23 protein-coding genes are annotated in these 21,735 nt (G+C 63.6%); 7 read left to right on the top strand and 16 right to left on the bottom strand.

Going from position 1 to position 21,735, the window contains the following annotated elements; all coding sequences use genetic code 11:
* Nucleotides 1-35: 35 nt before the first annotated feature.
* Nucleotides 36-1,535 carry a Ppx/GppA family phosphatase gene (locus C0V82_RS03170; protein ID WP_245924134.1) on the top strand — a complete coding sequence of 500 codons (1,500 nt, stop codon included), beginning with the start codon at nucleotides 36-38 and terminating at the stop codon, nucleotides 1,533-1,535.
* An 88-nt stretch (nucleotides 1,536-1,623) separates the two neighbouring features.
* Complete coding sequence (locus tag C0V82_RS03165) at nucleotides 1,624-2,013, top strand: hypothetical protein (RefSeq protein WP_102111089.1); 390 nt, start codon at nucleotides 1,624-1,626, stop codon at nucleotides 2,011-2,013.
* Here C0V82_RS03165 and C0V82_RS03160 read toward each other — a convergent pair.
* The 7 genes from C0V82_RS03160 to flgB form a co-directional block, all read right to left on the bottom strand.
* A complete protein-coding gene (locus C0V82_RS03160; RefSeq protein ID WP_188595089.1) occupies nucleotides 2,000-4,183 on the bottom strand; it encodes a PAS domain-containing hybrid sensor histidine kinase/response regulator in 2,184 nt (727 codons plus the stop codon). The genes C0V82_RS03165 and C0V82_RS03160 overlap by 14 nt on opposite strands.
* 82 nt (nucleotides 4,184-4,265) lie before the next feature.
* Nucleotides 4,266-5,345 (bottom strand): flagellar biosynthesis protein FlhB, encoded by a 1,080-nt coding sequence (flhB, locus tag C0V82_RS03155; protein WP_102111088.1) that lies wholly within the window; start codon nucleotides 5,343-5,345, stop codon nucleotides 4,266-4,268.
* A 15-nt stretch (nucleotides 5,346-5,360) separates the two neighbouring features.
* On the bottom strand, nucleotides 5,361-6,125 hold the full coding sequence (gene fliR / locus C0V82_RS03150) for a flagellar biosynthetic protein FliR (RefSeq protein WP_102111087.1): 765 nt from the start codon (nucleotides 6,123-6,125) through the stop codon (nucleotides 5,361-5,363).
* Nucleotides 6,125-6,418, bottom strand: a complete 294-nt coding sequence (gene fliQ / locus C0V82_RS03145) for a flagellar biosynthesis protein FliQ (RefSeq protein WP_102111086.1) — start codon at nucleotides 6,416-6,418, stop codon at nucleotides 6,125-6,127. The genes fliR and fliQ overlap by 1 nt, the downstream gene beginning before the upstream one ends.
* A 21-nt stretch (nucleotides 6,419-6,439) precedes the next feature.
* Complete coding sequence (fliE, locus tag C0V82_RS03140; RefSeq protein WP_102111085.1) at nucleotides 6,440-6,748, bottom strand: flagellar hook-basal body complex protein FliE; 309 nt, start codon at nucleotides 6,746-6,748, stop codon at nucleotides 6,440-6,442.
* Nucleotides 6,749-6,782: 34 nt separating this feature from the next.
* A complete protein-coding gene (flgC, locus tag C0V82_RS03135; RefSeq protein ID WP_054169562.1) occupies nucleotides 6,783-7,196 on the bottom strand; it encodes a flagellar basal body rod protein FlgC in 414 nt (137 codons plus the stop codon).
* A gap of 35 nt (nucleotides 7,197-7,231) precedes the next feature.
* Nucleotides 7,232-7,636 (bottom strand): flagellar basal body rod protein FlgB, encoded by a 405-nt coding sequence (flgB, locus tag C0V82_RS03130; protein ID WP_102111084.1) that lies wholly within the window; start codon nucleotides 7,634-7,636, stop codon nucleotides 7,232-7,234.
* Between the two features lie 315 nt (nucleotides 7,637-7,951).
* Between flgB and C0V82_RS03125 the strand changes: the two genes are divergently transcribed.
* From C0V82_RS03125 to fliP, 4 genes are read left to right on the top strand one after another with little or no spacing between them, the layout of a single operon-like run.
* Nucleotides 7,952-8,305 (top strand): EscU/YscU/HrcU family type III secretion system export apparatus switch protein, encoded by a 354-nt coding sequence (locus C0V82_RS03125; protein ID WP_188595090.1) that lies wholly within the window; start codon nucleotides 7,952-7,954, stop codon nucleotides 8,303-8,305.
* A complete protein-coding gene (locus C0V82_RS03120; protein WP_102111082.1) occupies nucleotides 8,302-8,649 on the top strand; it encodes a hypothetical protein in 348 nt (115 codons plus the stop codon). Before C0V82_RS03125 ends, C0V82_RS03120 begins: the two co-directional genes overlap by 4 nt.
* Complete coding sequence (locus C0V82_RS03115) at nucleotides 8,650-8,970, top strand: flagellar biosynthetic protein FliO (protein WP_102111081.1); 321 nt, start codon at nucleotides 8,650-8,652, stop codon at nucleotides 8,968-8,970.
* Nucleotides 8,970-9,725 carry a flagellar type III secretion system pore protein FliP gene (gene fliP, locus C0V82_RS03110; RefSeq protein ID WP_245924203.1) on the top strand — a complete coding sequence of 252 codons (756 nt, stop codon included), beginning with the start codon at nucleotides 8,970-8,972 and terminating at the stop codon, nucleotides 9,723-9,725. Before C0V82_RS03115 ends, fliP begins: the two co-directional genes overlap by 1 nt.
* 20 nt (nucleotides 9,726-9,745) lie before the next feature.
* Here the strand turns inward: fliP and C0V82_RS03105 are convergent, their stop codons facing one another.
* The gene (locus tag C0V82_RS03105; RefSeq protein ID WP_102113197.1) at nucleotides 9,746-10,594 is read right to left on the bottom strand and encodes an AAA family ATPase; all 849 of its coding nucleotides are present in this window, start codon (nucleotides 10,592-10,594) and stop codon (nucleotides 9,746-9,748) included.
* A 99-nt stretch (nucleotides 10,595-10,693) separates the two neighbouring features.
* Between C0V82_RS03105 and C0V82_RS03100 the strand changes: the two genes are divergently transcribed.
* A complete protein-coding gene (locus C0V82_RS03100) occupies nucleotides 10,694-10,879 on the top strand; it encodes a hypothetical protein (RefSeq protein ID WP_102111079.1) in 186 nt (61 codons plus the stop codon).
* Nucleotides 10,880-10,942: 63 nt separating this feature from the next.
* On the opposite strand, the gene cysS is transcribed toward C0V82_RS03100, so the two are convergent.
* The 8 genes from cysS to C0V82_RS03060 all read right to left on the bottom strand — a co-directional run bounded on the left by cysS (nucleotide 10,943) and on the right by C0V82_RS03060 (nucleotide 21,734).
* Nucleotides 10,943-12,316 carry a cysteine--tRNA ligase gene (gene cysS, locus C0V82_RS03095; protein ID WP_102111078.1) on the bottom strand — a complete coding sequence of 458 codons (1,374 nt, stop codon included), beginning with the start codon at nucleotides 12,314-12,316 and terminating at the stop codon, nucleotides 10,943-10,945.
* 54 nt (nucleotides 12,317-12,370) lie between these two features.
* Entirely contained in the window at nucleotides 12,371-13,729 is a 1,359-nt protein-coding gene (gene gltX / locus C0V82_RS03090; RefSeq protein WP_102111077.1) for a glutamate--tRNA ligase, read from the bottom strand.
* Between the two features lie 49 nt (nucleotides 13,730-13,778).
* Nucleotides 13,779-14,945 (bottom strand): adenylate/guanylate cyclase domain-containing protein, encoded by a 1,167-nt coding sequence (locus tag C0V82_RS03085; protein ID WP_102111076.1) that lies wholly within the window; start codon nucleotides 14,943-14,945, stop codon nucleotides 13,779-13,781.
* A gap of 91 nt (nucleotides 14,946-15,036) precedes the next feature.
* Nucleotides 15,037-15,756, bottom strand: coding sequence for a DUF6250 domain-containing protein (locus tag C0V82_RS03080; RefSeq protein WP_102111075.1), 720 nt, complete (start codon nucleotides 15,754-15,756; stop codon nucleotides 15,037-15,039).
* Nucleotides 15,757-15,781: 25 nt separating this feature from the next.
* A complete protein-coding gene (locus C0V82_RS03075) occupies nucleotides 15,782-17,074 on the bottom strand; it encodes a replication-associated recombination protein A (protein WP_102111074.1) in 1,293 nt (430 codons plus the stop codon).
* Between the two features lie 78 nt (nucleotides 17,075-17,152).
* Nucleotides 17,153-20,365: a tetratricopeptide repeat protein gene (locus C0V82_RS03070; RefSeq protein WP_102111073.1), complete on the bottom strand. Its 3,213-nt coding sequence runs from the start codon at nucleotides 20,363-20,365 to the stop codon at nucleotides 17,153-17,155.
* Nucleotides 20,362-21,057 carry an OmpA/MotB family protein gene (locus C0V82_RS03065; RefSeq protein ID WP_102111072.1) on the bottom strand — a complete coding sequence of 232 codons (696 nt, stop codon included), beginning with the start codon at nucleotides 21,055-21,057 and terminating at the stop codon, nucleotides 20,362-20,364. The genes C0V82_RS03070 and C0V82_RS03065 overlap by 4 nt, the downstream gene beginning before the upstream one ends.
* A complete protein-coding gene (locus C0V82_RS03060; protein WP_102111071.1) occupies nucleotides 21,057-21,734 on the bottom strand; it encodes a hypothetical protein in 678 nt (225 codons plus the stop codon). The genes C0V82_RS03065 and C0V82_RS03060 overlap by 1 nt, the downstream gene beginning before the upstream one ends.
* Nucleotide 21,735: the final 1 nt, after the last annotated feature.

Below are 21,735 nucleotides of genomic sequence, written 5' to 3'. Positions count from 1 at the left end.
CCCCGATGTTGTCACTGAAAGCGGATCACCCCAACGTGGATCACGCCCATGCCGACGACCGCCTTGCGGTCATCGATGTCGGTTCCAATTCGATGCGCTGCGTCGTCTATGAGAAGCTGACGCGCTCGCCCGTCGCCCTTTTCAATGAAAAGGTGCTGCCCAGCCTGGGCAAGACGGTGGAACGGACGGGCAAGCTGAACCCCGATGGGGTGGTGCTGGCACTGGATAACCTTGTCCGCTTCCGCCGCCTGCTGGAAGGGATGCAGGTCCGCCGCATCGACGTGCTGGCCACCGCGGCTGTGCGTGATGCCGCCGACGGGGCCGATTTCGTGGCGGAGATCACGCGCCGCACCGGCTTTCACGTGGATGTTCTGTCGGGTGAGGAAGAGGCGCGGCTGGCAGCACTGGGCGTGCTGTCGGGTGCCCCCAATGCCGAGGGGCTGGCCGGTGACCTGGGCGGTGGCAGTCTGGAACTGGTGCTGCTGGAAAAAGGGGAGATCGGGGCGCAGGTAACCACGCCGTTGGGTCCGCTGCGCCTGCTGGAGGCGACGGAGGGCAAGCCCGGTCCCGCTGCCAAGCTGATCGATCAGCATCTGGCCAAGCTGGACTGGCTGTCGCGTGGCAAGGGCCGCACCTATTACCCGGTGGGTGGTGCCTGGCGTGCGCTGGCCAAAATGCATCTGGAGCAGGTGAACCACCCGCTGCACATCATCCACCAGTACAGTGTGGATGGTGCCGCCATGGCGGAATTCGCCGGCACTGTTGCCCGCGCTGGACGCAGCAATCTGGAAAAGATGCAGGGCGTGTCGAAGCGTCGCCTGGATACCCTGCCGCTCGCCGCGCTGGTCATGGAACGCGTGCTGAAGGCTGTGCAGCCATCGCGCGTGACCTTCTCCGCGTACGGTCTGCGTGAGGGGCATCTCTACGACCTGCTGGACGCCTCCGAAAAGCGGCAGGACCCGCTGATCACCGCGTGTGAGGACGTGGCCGAACGGATCGGTCGTTTCGGCCATGCCGAAATCCTCACCGGCTGGACAGCGCCGCTGTTCGTGGGGGAAGACCCGACGGCGCGGCGCCTGCGTCAGGCCGCCTGTCTGCTATCCGATCTGGGTTGGGCCGAACATCCCGATTACCGCGCCGAACATGCCTTCCTGCGTATCCTGCGCATGCCGTTCGCGGGCGTGGACCATGCCGAGCGCGCTTTCCTGGCGACGGCTGTCCATGTCCGCTATGCTGGCACTCTGGACAGCACCATCCTGGCCCCCGCCCGTGGTCTGTTAAAGGAAGGGGCGCTGACGCGGGCCTATATTGTCGGCCTTGCTCTGCGCCTTGCCCACACGCTGACCGGCGGTGCGGCCACCCTGTTACAACGGACCCTGCTGCGCCTTGGCGATCAGAAACTGACCCTTTTCCTGCCCGAAGATGCCGCCATGCTGACCGGTGACAGCGTCCAGCGCCGGCTGGATGCGTTGGCCAAGGCGCTGAACCGTACGGGCGAAGTCAGCGTGCAGTCGGGCCCGAAACTGGCCCGATGACACTAGCGTGATGGCGATTACCTGACGGGTAATCGCCCACCGCTGATGCCGTCTCTATCCTGCCCGTTGAATAAATCGGGCGGTGGTCATGGCGAAAAAAAAAGTGGTGAAGGTGGCATGGCTGCTGTTGGCTTTGGTGCATCTTATGCCGACGGCGGTGCTTTTCGCGCCCGATCTGGCAATGCGGCTTTACGACGTGGCGCCAGCGGGGCCGACAGGCGTTCTGATCATCCATCGCGGCGCACTGTTCCTGGCCGTCATGGTGGCGGCCCTCTGGGCGATGATCGACCCGACCGCACGTCGCATATCCAGCCTGACCGTAGGCATCAGCATCATTGGCTTTCTGGCGGTCTATGCCCGCGCCGGCCTGCCGGATGGACCGCTGCGGATCATTGCGATGGTCGATGCCGTGGCCCTGTTGCCGCTCGCGCTTGTTACCCGACAGGCCTGGCGGCGGCCCGCCTTCATTGTTCCATGACCTCCTTCACCTTGCCGGCCAGTTGTTTCAGGCTGAACGGCTTTGGCAGAAACTCCACCACCTCCCCGCCGCCAACGGAACTGCGAAACCGCTCCTCGGCATAGCCGGAAATGAAGATCACCTTCACATCAGGCATGAACTCTCGCACGGCGCGGATCATGGCCGGACCGTCCAGTTGCGGCATCACCACATCGGTGACGATCAGGTCCACCTCTGGCCGGTCGGGACGGCGCAGCAGGTCAAGCGCCGCCTCCCCGCTTTTTGCCTCCACCACCTCATACCCTTTGTTGCGAAGGGCGCGGGCGGAGAAGACGCGAACGGCGTCTTCATCCTCCACCAGCAGGATGCGGCCCGTCCCCGTCAGGTCGGCACTGCCCTTTTCAGCCTTATCCAGGGTGGCGGCCTGCACGCCCTCCTCCTGGTATCGCGGCAGATAGATGGAGAATTTGGCACCATCGCCGGGCGCGCTGTCGACAAACACAAATCCACCCGTCTGCCGCACAATGCCATAGACGGTGGACAGGCCCAGGCCAGTGCCGGACCCCAGCTCCTTGGTGGAGAAAAACGGCTCGAAGATGCGTTGCAGGTTCTCAGCCGGGATGCCCACACCGGTATCGATGACCTCAATCACCACATAATCACCGGCGGGCATCGTCTCCGTCGCGCGCTGCACCGGATCGGCAACATGCAGGTTGGAGGTGACAACGGTCAGCCGTCCACCCGTCTCCACCATGGCGTCACGGGCATTGACGCAGAGATTGATGATCACCTGCTCAAGCTGCCCCTGGTCCACCTTGACCAGCCCCAGGTCGCGGCCATGCAGCATCTTCAGTTCGATATTCTCACCGATCAGGCGGCGCAGCAGATTGGACAGTTCGGCCAGAACGTCGGTGACCGACAGAACACGCGGCTGCAAGGTCTGCTGCCGGGAGAAAGCCAGCAACTGGCGCACCAGATTAGCGGCGCGGTTGGCATTCTGCTTGATCTGCATGATATCGGTGAAGGAATGGTCGCCTGGCTTGTGCCGCAGCAGCAGCAGGTCACAAAAGCCGATCATCGCTGTCAGCAGATTGTTGAAATCATGCGCCACGCCGCCGGCAAGCTGCCCGATCGCCTGCATCTTTTGAGACTGGACGAACTGCGCCTCCAGATTCTTCTGGTTGGTCATGTCGACCATATGCAGGACCACACCGGCGGCGGGCGCGCCATCGTCGCGGCGGGCATAAAGATGCACGATCGGGCCGTGGGTGCCGCGCAGTTGCGCCTCATGCACAGGCCCTCCTTCACCGCCATCACGGATGGCCGACAGGCGCTGCTGAATGGCCGTACGCTGATCCCGTTTGAACAGATTGGCCACAGGGCGACCCTGCGCATCGTCACGCGACAGGCCGGATAGGGCCAGGACGGTATCATTGCATTCGGCCAGCCGCAGATCGGCATCGATCAGCGCAATACCGATGGGGGCATAATCGAAGAACCGCCGAAACCGTTCCTCGATCCGCGCCAGATCGCAGCGCAGCCGCTCAATCTCCCCAGAATCGGCGGCCGGTGCGGGCGGCGCCGGGGTAGGCTCCATCACCGGGGCGGGTGCGGCCTCCACGGCCTGAACCTGCCAGACCGAACAGCCAGCGATGCCATCAAGCGGGCGGGCGGTTATGCGGAACCGGCGTGCATCGGCAAAACTGATATCCGCCTCCCCGTCCAGCCCGCGCTCAACCGCTGCCAGCAACCGTTTGATCTCCAGCGGAGCCAGACCGGTCCCCGCCGCAGCACCCAGCGCCGACAAGGGCGGCTGTGTCCCCGGCTGCGCCAGATCGCGGAAGGCGGGATTATAGTGCAGGGCACGACCATCGCTACCAATGATGACGGTCGCAACCGGTGCCGCCTCCAGCGCGCGGGCCAGAAGATGGCGGCGTTCCTCGACACTGCCCGCCCGCTCCGCCACCGCACGGATCAGCATCACAGCCCCAAAGGCCAGAATGCCGCCGCCCAGCCAAACCGCCACACCCCCACGAAGCCCGGCAGGCCATTCCACCGGTGGCGGGCCATCCAGCCGGGCCAGCCAAACCATAGCGGCAATGCCCGCCAGCACCATTACCAACGCCCACAGGCCGGCGACGCGCGCGGTCGGGTTCAGGCCGGAACGGGCGACAGGGGTGGATTTGCGCATGGGAACACCGGTCGGATTATCGGCAGGCTCCTATCCTACACGAAGAAGAATGTCAGGCACGACAAACAGTAAGGAACCGGGGTCACCGGGGGATGGGCTTGCGCTTCATCTTGAAGACGTAGGAGATGATTTCCGCCACCGCCTTGTAATGATCGGTAGGAATTTCCTCGTTTACCTCTGCCGTTGCATAAAGCGCACGGGCCAGGGCGGGGTTGGTGATCAGGGGGACGTCATGTTCTTCCGCGATTTCGCGGATACGCATGGCCAGATGGTCCACGCCCTTGGCAACGACCGTCGGTGCCCCCATCACGGCAGGATCATATTTCAGGGCAACGGCATAGTGGGTGGGGTTGGTCACCACAACGTCTGCCGTTGGAATATTGCCCATCATGCGGTTACGGGCGCGCTCCATACGCAGTTGCCGGATCTTGCCTTTGATCAGCGGATCACCTTCCGCCTGCTTGAACTCTTCCTTGATCTCCTGCTTCGTCATGCGCATCTGCTTCATGAACGTATAGCGCTGATAGACGTAGTCGGCGCCGGCCAGCGTCAGCAGAACCAGGATGACGGCGAAGATGATCTTGGCGGCCAGATGCTGAGTCTCCTTCACGATGTCGATGATCGCCATCGAAATGAAGTGATCCACAGAATCCCAGAGGGGCCGCAGCATAATGTAGACAACGATGGAGACGATCACCAGCTTGACCAGCGATTTCAGAAACTCCACCAGATTCTTCATCGAGAATTTCTGGGCCAACGCCGGCAAGGGATTCAGGCGGTTCAGATCGAACTGCAAGAATTTCTCAGTCGTCACCAGAAAGCCAACCTGCACGATGGAGGCGGTGACACCGGCAACCAGCAGGATGGCCAACGGCACCACCATGGAGATCAAGGTGCTGGTGATCAGGTCGGTGAAAACCGTGGTCAAGGCCCCACCATCCATGATGATGGCGTGCGGTTGCTCGATGAATGGCGTGATGGATGCCGATATTCGCCCGAATGACCAGGGCAGCACCATCAGGATCAGGACCAGAGACGCCGTCAGCACGAACAGGTGGGTGAATTCCTGCGACTTTGGAACCTGACCTTTATCACGGGCTTCCTGAAGCCGTTTGCCGGTAGGTTGTTCTGTTTTGCTGTCTTCATCCTGATCTTCAGCCATGGCGTGCGCTCCCCATCACAGCTGCAGGATATTGACAAGCTGACCCTCGAACCGGGTCAGCCAGAAAGTCATCAGCGCTGTCAGGCTGAGGCCCAGCAACAACAGGCCCAGCAGGATCTGGATCGGTGCACCGACAAAGAACACCTGAATCTGTGGCACCATACGTGAAATAAGGCCAAGGCCCAGATAGAATAGCAGCCCGATCACGGTAAAAGGTGCCGAAAGCTGCATTCCGATCAGAAAGCTGTCGGCCATCACACGCGTCAGATGCTGTGCCACGTCGCCGATCGGCAGCCATTGCCCCGGCTGAAAAAGTGAGTAGCTGTCAACAACCGCCAGCAGCAGCATGTGATGCATGTCGGTGGCAAAGATCAGCATCAGGGCCAGCACACCCAGGATGGAGGATATCGCATTGCCCGGCGACGACATGGCCGGATTGAAGGCCTGCGCCGCCGAAAGCCCCACCTGATTGGCGATCAGCATGCCCGCCGTTTCCAGCGCCGCCATCAGCATGCGGGTAATGGTCCCCAGGAAGATGCCGATCATCGCCTCTGAAATGATCAACAGCGTGAGATCAGCCGGACTGGCCGGCGGCTTTGGCATGGATGGCAGCAGAATGGGCAACAAGATGAACGACACGGCCAGCGCGAACAGCAGGCGGATACGCGGCGACACGAACTGTTCGCCATAGCCGGGCATGATCAGAAAGGCGGAACCCAGCCGCACGAAAATCATCAGAAAAGCATAGACGGACCCGCCCAGGATCGCATCCAGCGACATCAGCCATCATCCCCGTTATCGATGCCGGTCCCCACCGCGATGATGCGGTCCATGATCCGTTCGGTGAAGACCTTCAAATGCCCATTCATGAAGGGCAGCAGGAACACCATGGCCGTGAACAAGATCAGGATTTTCGGCACGAAGGTCAGGGTCTGTTCCTGCAGCTGCGTCAGCGCCTGGAACAGGGAAATGGCAAGGCCGACCACCAGCGCAATCAACATCAAGGGCAGGCTGACGATGATCGTGGTGAACAGCGCATCGCGCACGATCTCGATGGCTTCGGCCTCATTCATGATGATAGATCCGGCTTGCCGTCACATCGGCATGCGCAGGATTTCCTGATAGGCGGAAATCACCTTGTCACGCACATTCACCACCGCCTGCAGGGTCACCTCGGCGTTGGTGACGGCATTCACCACATCGGCCAGATCGGCCTTGCCCAGAACGCCCTTGGCCGTCATCTCCTCGCCCTTGTGCATGGTCTGGATGGATTGCCCGACGGCACTTTCCAGCATGTCACCAAAAGACGGCCCCTCCGTCGGGCCGGACCGGGAAGGCGCACTGAGGCCGCGGGTGGCGGCACTGGCATAGGCGGCGGCGGCACCGCTGATGGGAATGGCCATGGCTCTGTCTCTTCTGTCCGGAGGGGAGGGTCAATCAGTTGGAACGCAGCAGATCTATGGTACGCATGATCATGGAACGGGTGGCGTCCAGCGTATTCAGGTTCGCTTCGTATGAACGCTGCGCCTCGCGCATGTCCATGCTTTCCACCAGCGAATTGACATTGGGCAGCAGCACATAGCCATCGGCATCCGCCGACGGATGGCCGGGATCATAACGGCGCTGGAAGTCGCTGCGGTCCACGTCGATCTTTTTGACCTGGACCAGGTCGGTTTCCATCTGCTTGTCCAGCGCGTTCTGGAACATCACCACCTTGCGGCGGTACGGCAGGTCGCCCGGCGACGGGGCCGTGGAATTGGCGTTGGCCAGGTTTTCGGCGATGACACGCAGGCGCGTACCCTGCACCTTCATGCCGGCGGCCGATGCCGCCATTGAATTCATCAGATCCATGTTCCGGTCCCCCTAACAGCCAGCAGCAGCGCGCCTTAACGCGGCGGCGTCATCGCGGTTTTCAGCATGCCAACCTGCTTGCGGTACAGGTTGGTGACGGTCTGGTACTCCATGGCATTCTGGCCGACCTTCATCATCTGTTCTTCCAGGACGACGGCATTGCCGGCGGGCGCGGTTTCATAGGGGTTGCGTTCCTGCCCATCCTTGAAACCCGTCTTCGACACGATGGTGCCGGACAGATGACCGTTTTCGCCACCGGCCAGCGGCATGCGGGCCGTTTCGCGCAATTGCTTCTTGAAGTCGAATTTCACCAGATCGTGCGGACGGAATTCCGGCGTATCGGCGTTGGAGATGTTCTTGGACAGAACCTCCTGCCGCTGATTATGCCAGGCCATCTTGTCCGACATCAGGCGGAATATGCCGCTATCCTTCAGATCCATGGCGATACCCTTCTTCCATCCTTGCCCATGAAGGCGCCCGACGGGCACCCTCTCCAGACCAAATTTGATGCAATTTTCGCGCCATTTTCGGCTGTTCGGGTGGGTTTTCGGCCACCCTGCCCGCCTTTTGCGGGGACAAAACCACAGGGCCGGGGGAGGCCCAGCGGTTTTCATTCCCAACATAGCGCAAGTGCGACGCCAAGGAACGTGAAATCGCATGCGCGAAGCCGCCTCGCACTGGACAATCGCATCTGCTAGGATGCTTTCCGCCGCAAGGGTGGTTTCGCGCCCGGAATGGCACATCCGACAAGGGCCATGCCGTTGCTTCCACCGCCTGAAAGCCCCCCGCCCACCCCCGCCCGCCGACAGGTGGCCGTGGCCCTGCGGCACGAACGGGGCGATCCCAGTCTGCCGCGCATCGTGGCCAGTGGGCACGGCGCGGTGGCCGAACAGATCTTGGAACTGGCCTTTGCCCACGGGGTAAAGGTACGCACAGATGCCGACCTTGCGGAAATTCTTGCCGCGGTCGATGTGGAAAGCGAAATTCCTATTGAAGCCATCGCCGCTGTGGCGGAAATCCTTGCCCATGTGTACCGCGCCAATGGCACGTTGAACGAACGCGCGGGCGAACTTGACCTGAAGCCCCTGGATCGGCCGACAACGCCATGACCGATAATCCCACCATCCCCACCCTGCCCGCTCCGGACGATATCGGACATACGCTGGACAGTCTGCTGTCTCTACTGACCCAGGGTGACAAAACTCTGTCGGAGGGGGAGATGGTTGATCTCTATGGTCTGGAGCGGGAGGTGAAACCCATCCTGGACACCATCCTGGCCCTGCCGCCGCCGCAGGCCCGATCCCTGCTGCCGAAACTGGAACAGGTGATGGCTGCACTGGACCAAGTGGCCGGCACGCTGGAGCGCGTGCATGGTGACAAGTTGGGGGGACGCGAGACGCACGCCACCCGCATGCGCGCCGCCCAGGCCTATCGTACCGGCAAGGATATGTGAATGGACGCGGCCAATTACCTGCGGCTGATCCTGGCGCTGGGTGCCGTTCTGGCACTGATCGCGGTTTTCGCGGTTCTGCTGCGCCGTTATGGGCCCGCCGCCGGGCTGGCCGTACGCCGGAAAGGTGATAAAAGGCTGAGCGTGGTGGAGGTGATGGCCCTGGATGCGCGCCGCCGGCTGGTGTTGGTGCGGCGCGATGGGGTGGAACATCTGCTGCTGCTGGGCATTGGGGAGGACCGGGTGGTGGAGACGGGGATCATGCCGCCAGGGGATTTCAAGGCGGCGCTGGACCGCCAGGAACAGGCGGGGTCCGCACCATGATGGCGCCTATGCTGTTGCTTTGCCGCCGCCTGACGCTGCCGCTGCTGGGCCTAATGCTGCTGTCGGCAGGGCCGGCGGCGGCGCAAAGCCTGTCGCTGGACTTAGGCGATCAGGGCGCCAGCGGCACCGGCCGTATCATCCAGTTCGTGATGCTCCTGACGGTGCTGTCCCTGGCGCCCAGCATCCTGATCATGATGACCTGCTTTGTCCGCATCACCATCGTGCTCAGCTTCCTGCGGTCGGCCCTTGGCACCATGCAGGTGCCACCCAATCAGGTGCTGGTCAGTCTGGCCATGTTCCTGACCTTCTTCATCATGGCGCCCACCCTCCAGGCCTCCTACGAACGCGGCCTGCGTCCGCTGATCAATGAAGAGATTGACGAGATCACGGCCTTCAAGCGGGCGGTGGAGCCTTTTCACGCCTTCATGACGCGGCATGTGCGCGAACGTGACGTGCAACTGTTCATGGACATGTCGAAGACGGCACCTGTGGCCAAGCCCGAAGATGTGCCGATCCATGTCCTGATCCCCGCCTTCATGCTGTCGGAACTGAAGCGCAGCTTTGAGATCGGGTTTTTGGTCTTCGTGCCGTTCCTGGTGATCGATATGGTGGTGTCATCGGTGCTGATGGCGATGGGCATGATGATGCTGCCACCAGCGATGATCTCACTGCCGTTCAAACTCATCTTCTTTGTGCTAATTGATGGCTGGTACTTGATCGTCGGATCGCTGGTGCAGAGTTTCGGGGAGATATAGCCTCCCCGAACGCCAGAGCCTCAGCCGTTGTTCCGTCGCGCCAGGAAGGCCAGACGTTCGAACAGGTGGACATCCTGTTCGTTCTTCAACAGCGCGCCATGCAGCGGCGGGATCAGTTTCTTTGGGTCGCGCTGACGCAGCGTTTCCGCCGACACATCCTCCACCAGCAACAGGCGGATCCAGTCCAGCAGTTCCGACGTGCTGGGCTTCTTCTTCAGACCCGGCACGTCGCGCACTTCATAGAACAGGGTCAGCGCATCGCGCAGCAACTCGGCCTTCAGGTCAGGAAAATGCACCTCCACAATGCGGGCCATCGTGTCGGCATCGGGGAAGCGGATATAGTGGAAGAAGCAGCGGCGCAGAAAGGCATCGGGTAGCTCCTTCTCATTGTTGGACGTGATGATGACCACGGGCCGCTTGGCCGCCTTGATGGTCTCCCCCGTCTCGTAGACGAAGAACTCCATACGGTCGAGTTCCTGCAACAGGTCGTTCGGGAACTCGATATCGGCCTTGTCGATCTCGTCAATCAGCAGGACCGGCGGCTCCTCCGCCTCAAACGCGTTCCAGAGCGGGCCTTTGCGGATATAATTCTTGATGTCCTTGACGCGCGGATCGCCCAGTTGGCTGTCGCGCAACCGGCTCACCGCGTCATATTCGTAAAGGCCCTGCTGCGCCTTGGTCGTCGATTTGACATGCCAGGACAGCAATGGCCGGCCCAGCGCCTTTGCCACTTCCTGCGCCAGCACCGTCTTGCCGGTACCGGGTTCGCCCTTCACCAGCAGCGGACGCTGCAACGTGATGGCGGCATTCACGGCGACGCGAAGGTCATCGGTGGCGACGTAATCCTGGGTGCCTTGGAAACGGGTCATGGTCTCTGATGCGCTCGGGCCATTGGGTTCGCGCAGCATCATTGCTGGAACGGCCCGGAATGGCTACCCTGAAAACATCGTCACGCGGAGGCCCCGGACATGCGGCAGGTTCTGAACGACGTTACGCCCGAACAATTACCGGAAATTTTCCAACGGCTTGGCATCGTGCCGGGTCAGCGCTTTCGCATAACGCTGGAGACGCTGGACGAGGATGTGACCCTGCCGGGCGATGAGGAAGAAGCGGCAGCCTTTGACTGGGCGCTGGAAGAGGTGGAACGGGCTTAACAGATGCAGGTGGTGGGGCGCGATATCGTGTCGATGCAGCCACACCACCTACACCCGACAAACTTACCCCCGCTTCCAGGTCGTCCCCTTCGGCCCGTCCTCCAGGATAACGCCCTGGGCGGCCAGATCGTTGCGGATGCGGTCGGCCTCGGCAAAGTTCTTGGCCTTGCGGGCGGCCAGACGGTCGGCGATGGCCTGTTCGATGGCGGCGTCATCCAGGCCGGACGCGCCGGCCGGCTGCCACTTGAACCAGGCTTCGGGGGCTTGCGTCAGGAAGCCCAGCAGGTTGGTGGCAGCCTTCAGTGCGGATGCAGAGGCCATACGCCCCGCATCGTCACCCGCCTTGTGATAGGCATTGGCCAGTTCATGCAGGACGGAAATGGCCAGCGGCGTGTTCAGATCGTCCATAAGGGCGGACATGAATTCCGCCGGGATGTTACCCGCCGGCACGTCTCCCGCCGCGCGCAGCACGCCATACCAGCGGTCCAGAGTCTGGCGCGCCTGGGCCACCTTCTCCTTGGTGAAATCCAGCGGCTGGCGGTAATGGGCCGACAGGATCGCCAGACGCAGCGCCTCTCCCGGAAATTCATCCAGCAGCTCGCGCACCGTGTAGAAGTTGCCCAAGGACTTGGACATCTTGTCACCGGCAATGGTCAGGAAGCCGGAATGCAGCCAGACATTGGCCATCACGGCGGTGCCATGGGCGCAACGGCTTTGCGCGATCTCATTCTCATGGTGCGGGAAAATCAGGTCCAGCCCGCCGCCATGGATATCGAACACTTCGCCGAAATGCGCCGCCGTCATGGCAGAGCATTCGATATGCCAGCCGGGGCGCCCCTTGCCCCAGGGGCTGTCCCAACCGGGTTCGCCATCCTTGGCCGGCTTCCACAGCACGAAATCGGCGGGCGACTTCTTGTAAGGCGCAACCTCCACCCGCGCGCCGGCGATCAATTCATCCTGGCTGCGGCGCGACAGCTGGCCGTAATCCGACATGGCAGGCACGTTGAACAGGGCATGACCTTCGGCGGCATAGGCAAAGCCCTTGGCGATCAACGCCTCGATCATCGCGATCATATCGCCGATATGCCGCGTGGCGCGCGGTTCGATATCGGGGCGCAGCAGGCCCAGATCATCCATATCGGCATGGAACTGCGCCGTGGTCCGCGCCGTCACACTATCAATCGGTTCACCCGACTGGTTCGACCGCTCAATGATCTTGTCATCCACGTCCGTTATGTTCCGGGCGTAGGTGACCTGTGGATACAGATGCTTCAGCAGCCGGGCCAATAGGTCAAAAGCGCTGAAGGTCCGGGCATTGCCGATATGGGCATAATCATAAACAGTCGGACCGCAGACATAGAGCTTCACATGAGCCGGGTCGATGGGCGCGAACGCTTCCTTGGTCCGCAGCAGCGTGTTGTAGAGCGACAGGGTCATGGGAGCAGGCTTTCCGTCAGCAGAAAGATCATCAATAGAGATAGCGGCGGCGGGTCAGGCCGTACAGCCCGACAGCCGCGCCAGCGCCCGCTCCCGCCCGATCAGCGGCAGCAGCGTCTTCAGCTCCGGCCCATGATCATGGGCGGTCAGCGCGCGGCGCAGCGGCAGGAACAGGCCCTTGCCCTTGGCTCCCGTGGCCGCTGACACGGCCTTGGTCCAGACACCCCAGGTCGTATCGTCCCAAACACCATCGGGCAGCAACTCGGCCGCCTTGGACAGGAAGCCAGCATCATCGACCAGCGGTGTGACCGCCTGCTTGGTCACGGCCCACCATTCTTTCGCGTCCGACAGGCGCGACAGGTTGGGCCGCACGGCCAGCCAGAATGCCTCATCCACCCCATCCATGCCCAGCGCCACCAGACGGTCGGCGACAGCGGCGAAGGAGGCGGCGTGCAGCACCTGGGCGTTGAGCCGCATCAGCTCATCGGCATCAAACTTCGGCGTGCCGCGCCCGAACTTGGCAAAATCGAACCCTTCGGCGAGTTCAGCCAAGCTGCCGGCGGCAGCGATGGCGTCGGACGTGCCCAGCCGTGCGAGGTACGCGGTCAGGGCCAGCGGCTCCACCCCTTCCTCGGTGCGCAACGACCGCACGGACAGGGAACCCAGGCGCTTGGACAGCCCCTCTCCCTCTGACCCGGCCACCAAGGGCAGGTGGGCGAAGGTCGGGACAGCACCCTCGCCTTCAACGCCGATCACGGCCTCGAACAACTGCACCTGCACCGCCGTGTTGGTGACATGGTCCTCACCGCGCACGATATGGGTGATGGCGAAATCCAGATCATCCACAACCGAGGTCAGGGTGTAGAGCGGGCGCCCATCCTCGCGGATCAGAACGGGGTCAGACAGGTCGGCACCCCGGAAATGCTTATGCCCCTGCACCAGATCGTCCCAGGTGATGTCGGCATGGTTCAGCTTGAACCGCCAATGCGGCCGCCGCCCTTCACCCTCCAGCCGCGCACGGTCGGCATCGGACAGGCGCAGGGCGGAGCGGTCATAGATGGGCGGGCGATGCTGGGCCAGCATGGCCTTCCGCTTCAGGCCCAACTCCTCCGGCGTCTCATAGCAGGGGTAAAGGCGGCCTGCGGCCTTCAACGCGTCCGCCGCCTCGGCATAGCGGACATAGCGGTCAGACTCGCGGGCAAAGCGGTCCCAGGTCAGGCCCAGCCAGGTCAGGTCCTCCGCAATCGCGTCAGCGAAAGCCTGCGTGGAGCGTTCCTCGTCCGTATCGTCCAGACGGAACATGAAGCTGCCGCCATGCCGGGCCGCGAACAGCCAGTTCATGATGGCGGTACGGACATTGCCAATATGCAGATGGCCGGTCGGGCTGGGCGCGAAGCGGACGGCGACGTTCATGGCTCGGGATCAGACTGGTGATGGGCGTGCAGCGATAGCATGGGCGCCATCAACAGGGCACGAAAATCTCTTCCGGCTGATCCAATCCCCGCACCTCATGCACGCCGACCGACCGCATCATGCGACCAGAGCACCCGGCGAAGGCGGTAGAGACCACGAAATGGCTGTCCAGAACCTTCGCCACCTCCAGCAACCGGCTGGCCAGATTGACGGCGGGGCCGACCACGGTGAAATCCAGCCGGCGCTTGCCGCCGATATTGCCAAAGGCGACATGGCCCAGATGCAGCGACAGGCCGTAATCGATGCGGCTCTGCCCATTGGGGCAGGCCTCATTCCAAGCCGTGACGGCATTGTGCAGGGTGGCGGCGGCGGCCAGGGCATGGCCACACGCTTCCCGCGGGTTCATCATATCGGCGGGGAAGATGGCCAGCATGCCATCGCCCATGAATTTCAGCACCTCACCACCATGCGCCTCCACCGCGTCCACGGCCAGATCGAACCAATGGTTCAACCGTTCCAGAACAGTGGTGGACAAATTGTCGGCGGTGAAGCGGGTAAAGCCGCGCAGATCGGCGAACAGGATGGCGGCAAAGATATTGTCGGCATCGCCGCGCGAGATTTGCCCCGCATAGACCCGGTCACCGGCCCCCGCACCCAGATATGTGGCCAACAGGTCGCGCGCGATGTTGCGCACCACGCGGGCCTCCAGGATCGGCGAGACGGCAGCCACGATATGGGTCAGGTCGGTGATGTCCTGATCGCTGAACTCCGTGCGCTTGGCGGCGAACGACATGGCCGCCGACCGGTGCTTGTCCTGCACCTGGATTGGGGCAATGAAATAATCCTGGAACCCTTCCCGCTTCAGCCGGGCCAGCAGCGGCATGTCGGTATCTTCGACCGCCAGACGCAGACGATACGGCTCCCCCGTTTCATCCACGCGGTGCACAGGAGAGTTCAGATACTCGCTCATGTCCGTGTCGACACGGTTCAGCCGGTGCGTGCCGGTGGCCTGACCACAGAGCCAGACACGCCCCTCCCCCACCACTTCGGGATGGAGAAGCTCCAAATTCAGCGAGACGCGACCGATGGGAATGCCGGCCAGGGCAATCCGGTCGACCAACTGTGCGAACAGCAGATCGATGTCAAACAACTGGTTGCCTTCAAGCAGCAACCAGTCGGCGATGGAACGGACGCGGTCGGACAGGAAGGCGTTCAAGGGGCGGGCTCTCCGGCATCGGGCGGCATAAGATTGGGGTGCCAACCCGTTCGGCGCAAGTACCGGTTAACGCAGGCGTGGCCTGACCAAATCAGATGTAACCTGCCCGATACACCCGGAAATTCCGCACCCGCAGATGGCTTTGCGTCGTGCGCAGGGCGAAATGGCCGCTGGTCAGCGGGGCCGGGTCCTCAAAATCAAACAACAGCCGATCATCCCGCCAATACCGGATGCGCGACCCGACCGCGGCCAGCGTCACCGTCTGCCAGACATTGCCGACCAGCATATCCGCCGGCAGCCGCCGGTCATTCTCCGGCAGCAGGGGCCGATCACCCGCCCGGCCCGTGTAACGACGAAAGCGCGTGGTGCTGTTGGAGTTGCCGCCCTGACCGACATAATAGAGGACCAGATCGTCATAATCCTCGAACCTGCCCGTCCGCACCTTTGCCAGCGCGTCACCGCCCGGTGCTGCGGGATCATTGGCCATCCAGAAGGCGTTCAGGTCCGACAACCGGTCATTCGTCCCCCCTTCCGCCACCATCAACGCCTCATACCGGATGGCGATAGGGCCTGATAGGCGCGGCTTGAACCAAAGGCTGGTTCCGGCGGGAACATCAATTTCAAGCACACCATCGGCCGCCGTCACCCGGCCCGGCCGATGGGCCTGCAACAGCCATTGGCCCAGCCCATCCCGGAAATCGTCAGCATGGAGCAACTCGCCCAGGGACAGACCCAAAGATGCGGCAACGGCTGGACCAACGGCGGACAGGGCAGCGGCGGACGCAAGGAAGGTGCGACGGTGGATTTTCATGCGACTGGCAAACTCCTAAACAACATCACCCTCCACCCTTCTCTGCCCTGAGCCTGGCCCAGTAATCCTGACGCTTCTTGATCTCCCGCTCGAACCCGCGTTCCACGGGTCGATAGAACTCTCGCCGTCCCATCTCGTCTGGGAAATAGTTCTGGCCGCTGAACCCTTCCGCCGTGTCATGGTCGTAATTGTAGCCATGACCATAGCCCAATTGCTTCATCAGTTTGGTCGGTGCGTTCAGGATGTGCTTGGGCGGCGACAGGCTGCCCGTTTCCTTGGCGGCCCGCACGGCATCCTTATAGGCGGTGTAGGCGGCATTCGATTTGGGCGCCGTGCCCAGATAGATGACAAGCTGAGCGATGGCCAACTCGCCTTCAGGACTGCCCAGCCGTTCATAGGCTTCCCACGCCGCCGTCGCCTGGGTCAGGGCCGCCGGGTCGGCCATGCCGATATCCTCAACCGCGAACCTTGTCAGGCGCCGCGCGATATAGCGCGGGTCCTCACCCCCGGCCAGCATGCGGGCATACCAGTAAAGCGCCGCATCCGTGTCCGATCCGCGCAGAGATTTATGCAGGGCGGAGATCAGGTTGTAATGCCCCTCCTGCGCCTTGTCATAAAGGGGCATGCGCCGCTGCACCGCCGCAGCCAGGGCATTGGTGTCCAGGATCTTGTCCGCCGGCAGGGCGAACAGTTCCTCACACAGGTTCAGGCAGTACCGCCCGTCACCATCGGCCAGCGCCTTCACCGACGCCCTGGCATCCTCGTCCAGCGGCAGCGGCCGCCCCTCCTCCGCCTCTGCCCGCTGCAACAGCTTTTCCAGGGCGGCATCGTCCAGACGGTTCAGAACAAACACCTGAGCGCGTGACAGCAGGGCGGCGTTCAGTTCGAAACTGGGATTCTCCGTCGTGGCGCCCACCAGCGTGACAGTCCCATCCTCCACATAGGGCAGGAACCCATCCTGCTGTGACCGGTTGAAGCGGTGGATTTCGTCGATGAACAGCAGGGTGCCCTGGCCCGCTTGCCGCCGGGATTTCGCCGCCTCGAACACTTTGCGCAGATCGGCCACGCCGCTGAAAATCGCTGACAGCGGTTCGAAATGCAGGTCCGTGGTCTGGGCCAGCAGCCGGGCCAGCGTGGTCTTGCCACATCCGGGTGGGCCCCACAAGATCATGGAGACCAGCCGCCGGGCACGGATCATGCGACCAATGGGGCCATCGGGGCGCAACAGATGATCCTGCCCCACCATCTGATCCAGGCTTTGCGGCCGCAGCCGGTCGGCCAGCGGCCTTGGCGCCTGTGCTTCAAACAAACCCGACACGTGGCAAATCCCTGATCAGCCGATCCCGCTCCGCCCCACTATCCCAGATGGGCGGCGGCAGAAGCAATGTCCATGGGTTTACGATGGCGGCGTCGCGGGTGGTGTGGCCGGCGCGGCGGCGGGCGGCGGGGTGGCGGCTTCCTGGCGCACCGTGCGGTAATTGTCCAGGAAGCTGCGGAACAGGTCGATCTCGGTGATGCGCTGGCGGATTGTATTGGCATCGGCCAGACCCGCCGATTCCTCCGGCCGGGTCAGCAAGCGGAAGAAGGTCGCGTCCTTCGACTTCTCCATGGCCGGTCCGAAATCGCGGCGCAGGGCGTCCAGCGCGGCATTGTCGCCGGCCAGCGACAGGGCCGTGGCACGGTTCACCACCAGACTGGAAACCTGCGGGTCCAAGGTGGCACCGGCGGCGGGCGGCGGGCCGATGACATCGGCCAGGGCCTGCGCCGCTGCCTTCCACTGCTTGTCGCGCATGGCGATGTCGATACGCAGCAGATTGGCATTGCGCGACTGGTCGGCGGCCAGCAGTTGCACCGCCTCCGTACCCTTGTTGATCTGTGACAGGGCACGGGCACGCAGCAGCTTGCGTTCCTCCGCCAGTTCCGGCGTAATCTCTGGCACCTCGCTCTTGTCCAGCGCCGCCACCGCCAATTCCGGCGTGCCGTCCAGCAGACGGATACCGGCCAGCCGTGTGCCAACCTGCGCCTTTTCCAGGCCCTGCAACCGGTACTGCACCTGATGGTCCAGCAGTTGGCCGGCACGGTCCAGCAGGTCGATCTCCACCAGCCGTTCGGCCAGCTTGCGGATGATGCGGTCACCATCGGGGCCGGGGGGTGTCAGCTCCCGATATTGCTCATACAGCCCCATCGCCTCCAGCGGCGACATCTTCGCGGCCCCGTCGGTCGCGAACAGGTCCGTGAAGGTCCGGGTCATATCCGCCGCGATCTCCTTAGCCTCCGGCGTATCCGGGAAGGCGGAGATGGTGTGGCGCATGCTGTCGAAGGCCTGAGGGTAGTTCCCGGCAATGGCATGCACTTCCCCGATCCGGCGCAGATTGGAGAGTTCCAGCGCATCGCCGCGCCAGGCAAAGCGCATCTCCTCCATCTTCTTGGCCGCCTCCTTGGGCGGCATTTTGCCGGCGGCAAGGGCCGTGTCGATATAGTCGCGCTTGGCCCGCATGGAATAAAGCCGGTCACGACCGGCCTGCGCCTGCTTGAAATAGGACAGAGCCTTGTCATTGTCGCCCAGGGCTCGGAACACGGCCCCCCGGAAATACTGTACCGCGGGCGCCTGATCGCCGCTTTCGCCGCCCCGCTTGGCCACGCGGTCCATGATCAGGGCCGCCGCCTCTGGCTGTCCGGCGCGCAAGGCGGCATCGGCGGCAGACAGGGCAAGGCCGGTGTAGAAGGGCTCCGGATAGCGGTCCAGCAGGTCCTTGGAGGCCTGGAAGGCGGCATGCGCCCCGGCATAATCGCCCTGCCCCGCCAGGGCCGCCGCCCGCCACAGGGCCGCGTCGGGCTCATTGGCCAGTTGCCGGTTTGACAGGTCGGCCATGCCGCCCGCGAAATCACCGGTCAGCACCCGGCCAATACCGCGCACGGCCAGGAATTCGGGCCGCCGATCCACATCGGGCTGCAAGGACTGCACGCGGGTCAGCATGCCCAGCGCCTCATACCCCATGCCATTGGCCAGATAGAAGCGGGCGATGTCCAGGCGGCCGCGCGTTTTTTCCGCATCCGGCAAGGCCGTCAGACGGTCCCATTTCGCCTGCCGCGTCTTGTTGTAATCGCGCGCCGCCACCTGGCCCCAGCGCTTGAAATCGAACAGCTTCTCCTGCTCCACGGGTGGTGGGGGCGGCGGGATGGCAACCTGGATATCCGCTGGCGGCGACAGGCGCAGGCCGCCCGGCACCGTAACCTCCACCCCTTCACGCACCGGCTGTACCGCCAGTCGGTCATCCAGGGGGCGCATGACAAGGCCCTGCAGGGTCGGCAGGAACTGCACCTCGGTATAGCGCAGCGGCGCGTCCACATGCTGGCCCGGAAGCGGCAGCGGCACGACGGACAGGGTGTCGCCCACCACGGGGTCTTTAAAGGCGATTACCTTTTCCGCCTCTGCCGCCGGCACAACCAGCCGGGGGCCCAGGGCGAAATCCGGGTCGGGTCGGGGTATGATGGAACTGTTGGTGGTCTTGGCGCCTGTGGCCTGCCCCAGGGTCACCTGCCAAGCGGTGCCGTCGCGCCCGACAGACGCCTGCATCAGGGCTGGCATGGACAGGCGGAATCCGGCCCCACCCTCAACGGCCACCGGTTCGATGACCGATTGCAGACCGGCGGGCACCGGCGGCGCCGTTTCGGACGGCACCGTGTCATCGAACAGGATATAGAGATAGCCGGCACGTTCAAAAATCGCTGCCGCCCGCGCCACTTTGGGATCAAAGGGCAGGGTCACAGGCGCAATGGCAATCTCCCCTGCCGGCGCGTCTGCCGCGCTGGCAGCAGGCGTGGCAGCCGGTGGCGACGCCGCCGCTGTCGGTGCGGGGGGCGGTGGTGGCGCGACTGCCGTGGGTGCGGCGGTGGCTGTCACGGCGGGGGCTGGCGCAGGGACCGCGGCGGCGGGGGCCGCATTGGCCGGCGGCGGCGGAGGCGGGCTGACGGTCAGCGGGGTCGGGGCGCCGGATGCCGTAGCGGCCCCATTGGGCGCTGCATTGCCCCGTAACTGATAAAGTGGCGCCCCCTCACGCGGTGCGCGGGGATCGGCGGGACGCGACGTCGCCTGTGCGGTGGACGTCTGGGCGGGCGTTGCCGCTGCCTGCTGCTGCGTCGCCGGGGGTGGTGGCGGGCTAGCGGGCGCCGGGGTGCTACCGGGCGGCGGTTTGTCCAACACATCAACGATGATGCGGGTACCGGCACGGCTATGCTTGATGCCAGCCCCGGCGGGAATATCGAACCGCACCGTCACCGACCCATCCGCCGCCGCCTGAGTCAGGCCGTTGATGCGCGATGGTCGGGCGCGCAGAACACCGGCCAGATCGACCTGTGCTGCGACGGGAAAGCGGATGCTGACGCCTGCTCCGTTCTGTTCAACAGTGTAGGGAACCTCGCGCGGCCAGTCGAAGACCAGACGGCTATAATCGGGATGCACGCCGCTGCGCACCGGCACACGCGGTGCCGTATTGCTGCTGGCGGCGGCAGGGGCCGGCGGCTGCTGTGCCCAGACGGGCGACGGCAGAAGCGCGGTGGCCGCCACCGACAGGGCCAGAGTGCCGGCCAGAATACGGGCCGCCTTCATGGCGTCACCCCATGCTCACGCACCACCAGATCGACGCGGCGCGCATCGGCCTTCACCTCGCCCCCCGACTGACCATCGCCATGGCCGCGTACAGTGATATCGCGCAGATAGCCGGCCTCGCGCAGGGCATCGGCCACCGCCTGCGCACGGGCCAGCGACAATTCCCAATTGCTGGGCCAACGGCGGCCCGTGGGAGAGGCGTCGGCATGGCCGACCACATCCATGGCATTGCCGACATTGGCCGCGACGCCGCCCATCACGAACAGGGCCTTCCTGCCCCCCTCCGACAGGGTGGCATCGCCGGGTGCAAACAGCAGATCAGAGGGCAGCGACAGGATCAGCGTGCCATCGATGCGGTTGATCCGCACATCAGCCAGTTCCGGGTTGCGCGCCATCTGGCTTTCGAACACCCGGCCCAGATAGCCCAGGTCGATGGCCTTGCCCCGGTCTAGGCTGGCGGCGGAAAAGGCGGCCTCTGGCCGTTCTTGGCCCACCTGATCGGGTTTCGCCCCCGGCACGCCCGCCGCCAACGCCTTGTACCGGGCCGGATCGGGGTCGGACATAGCGTAGAGCATAACGAAAAATGTCAGCAGCAGGCAGATCAGGTCAGTGAAGGTGACCAGCCAGGCCTTGCCTGCAGGCGTATCCGGCTTTGCAAAACTGAAAGGGGAGAAATGGGCCTGCGGGCGCATTAGGCACCCTCCTCATGCACGCGGAACAGCAGGCGCAGTTGCCCCGCCTCCGCCCCCTTCTCCAACCCGACCGACAGCCAGGCAGGATTGGCACCCAGTGCCGATACGGCACGGGCCAGGGCACCGGCGCGCGCCACCAACGGGGCCGTATCCTCCACACCCTTCGTGGCGAACAGGAACTCCGCCCGTACCGAGACGCCGCGGGGCCTGTTCTCCAAAGCGCGTGAGATGCGGTCCATCAATGCCTGCTGGCTGGGCCGGATCGCCAGACCGTCGCCCGCAAACAGATTGGAGGCCGGCATGGTGACATGCAGGGTACCCGTCTCGGTTCCCGCCTCCACCTTGGCCAGCGGCAGTTCGGCGCGGATCAGATCGCCCAGATCCTGAATGGCACGCGCCGCCTCGCGCCGGGCCTGCTGCCGGTCGCCGGGGGAGCCTGTCAGCAGCGCCTGGGTGGAAAAGGCATCATCCACACTGCGGATGACGGCACCCACCTTCTCGTCATGGAAATGCGAGATGCTGTTTAACAGGATGAAAAAAGCCAGCAGCAGGATGAAGACGCCGAGATAAAGAAGCGTCGCCCCTTCCCCGCCCTCGCCACGGTCACCGGACGCGCCGAACCGCAGGGGAACCGCCATATCAGGATCGGTGCTGCCGGATGTGTGCGTCTCGGGCATT

It is taken from the genome of Niveispirillum cyanobacteriorum, assembly GCF_002868735.1.
GTDB classification, from domain to species: domain Bacteria; phylum Pseudomonadota; class Alphaproteobacteria; order Azospirillales; family Azospirillaceae; genus Niveispirillum; species Niveispirillum cyanobacteriorum.
This window is presented reverse-complemented; position numbering and strand designations above follow the sequence as displayed.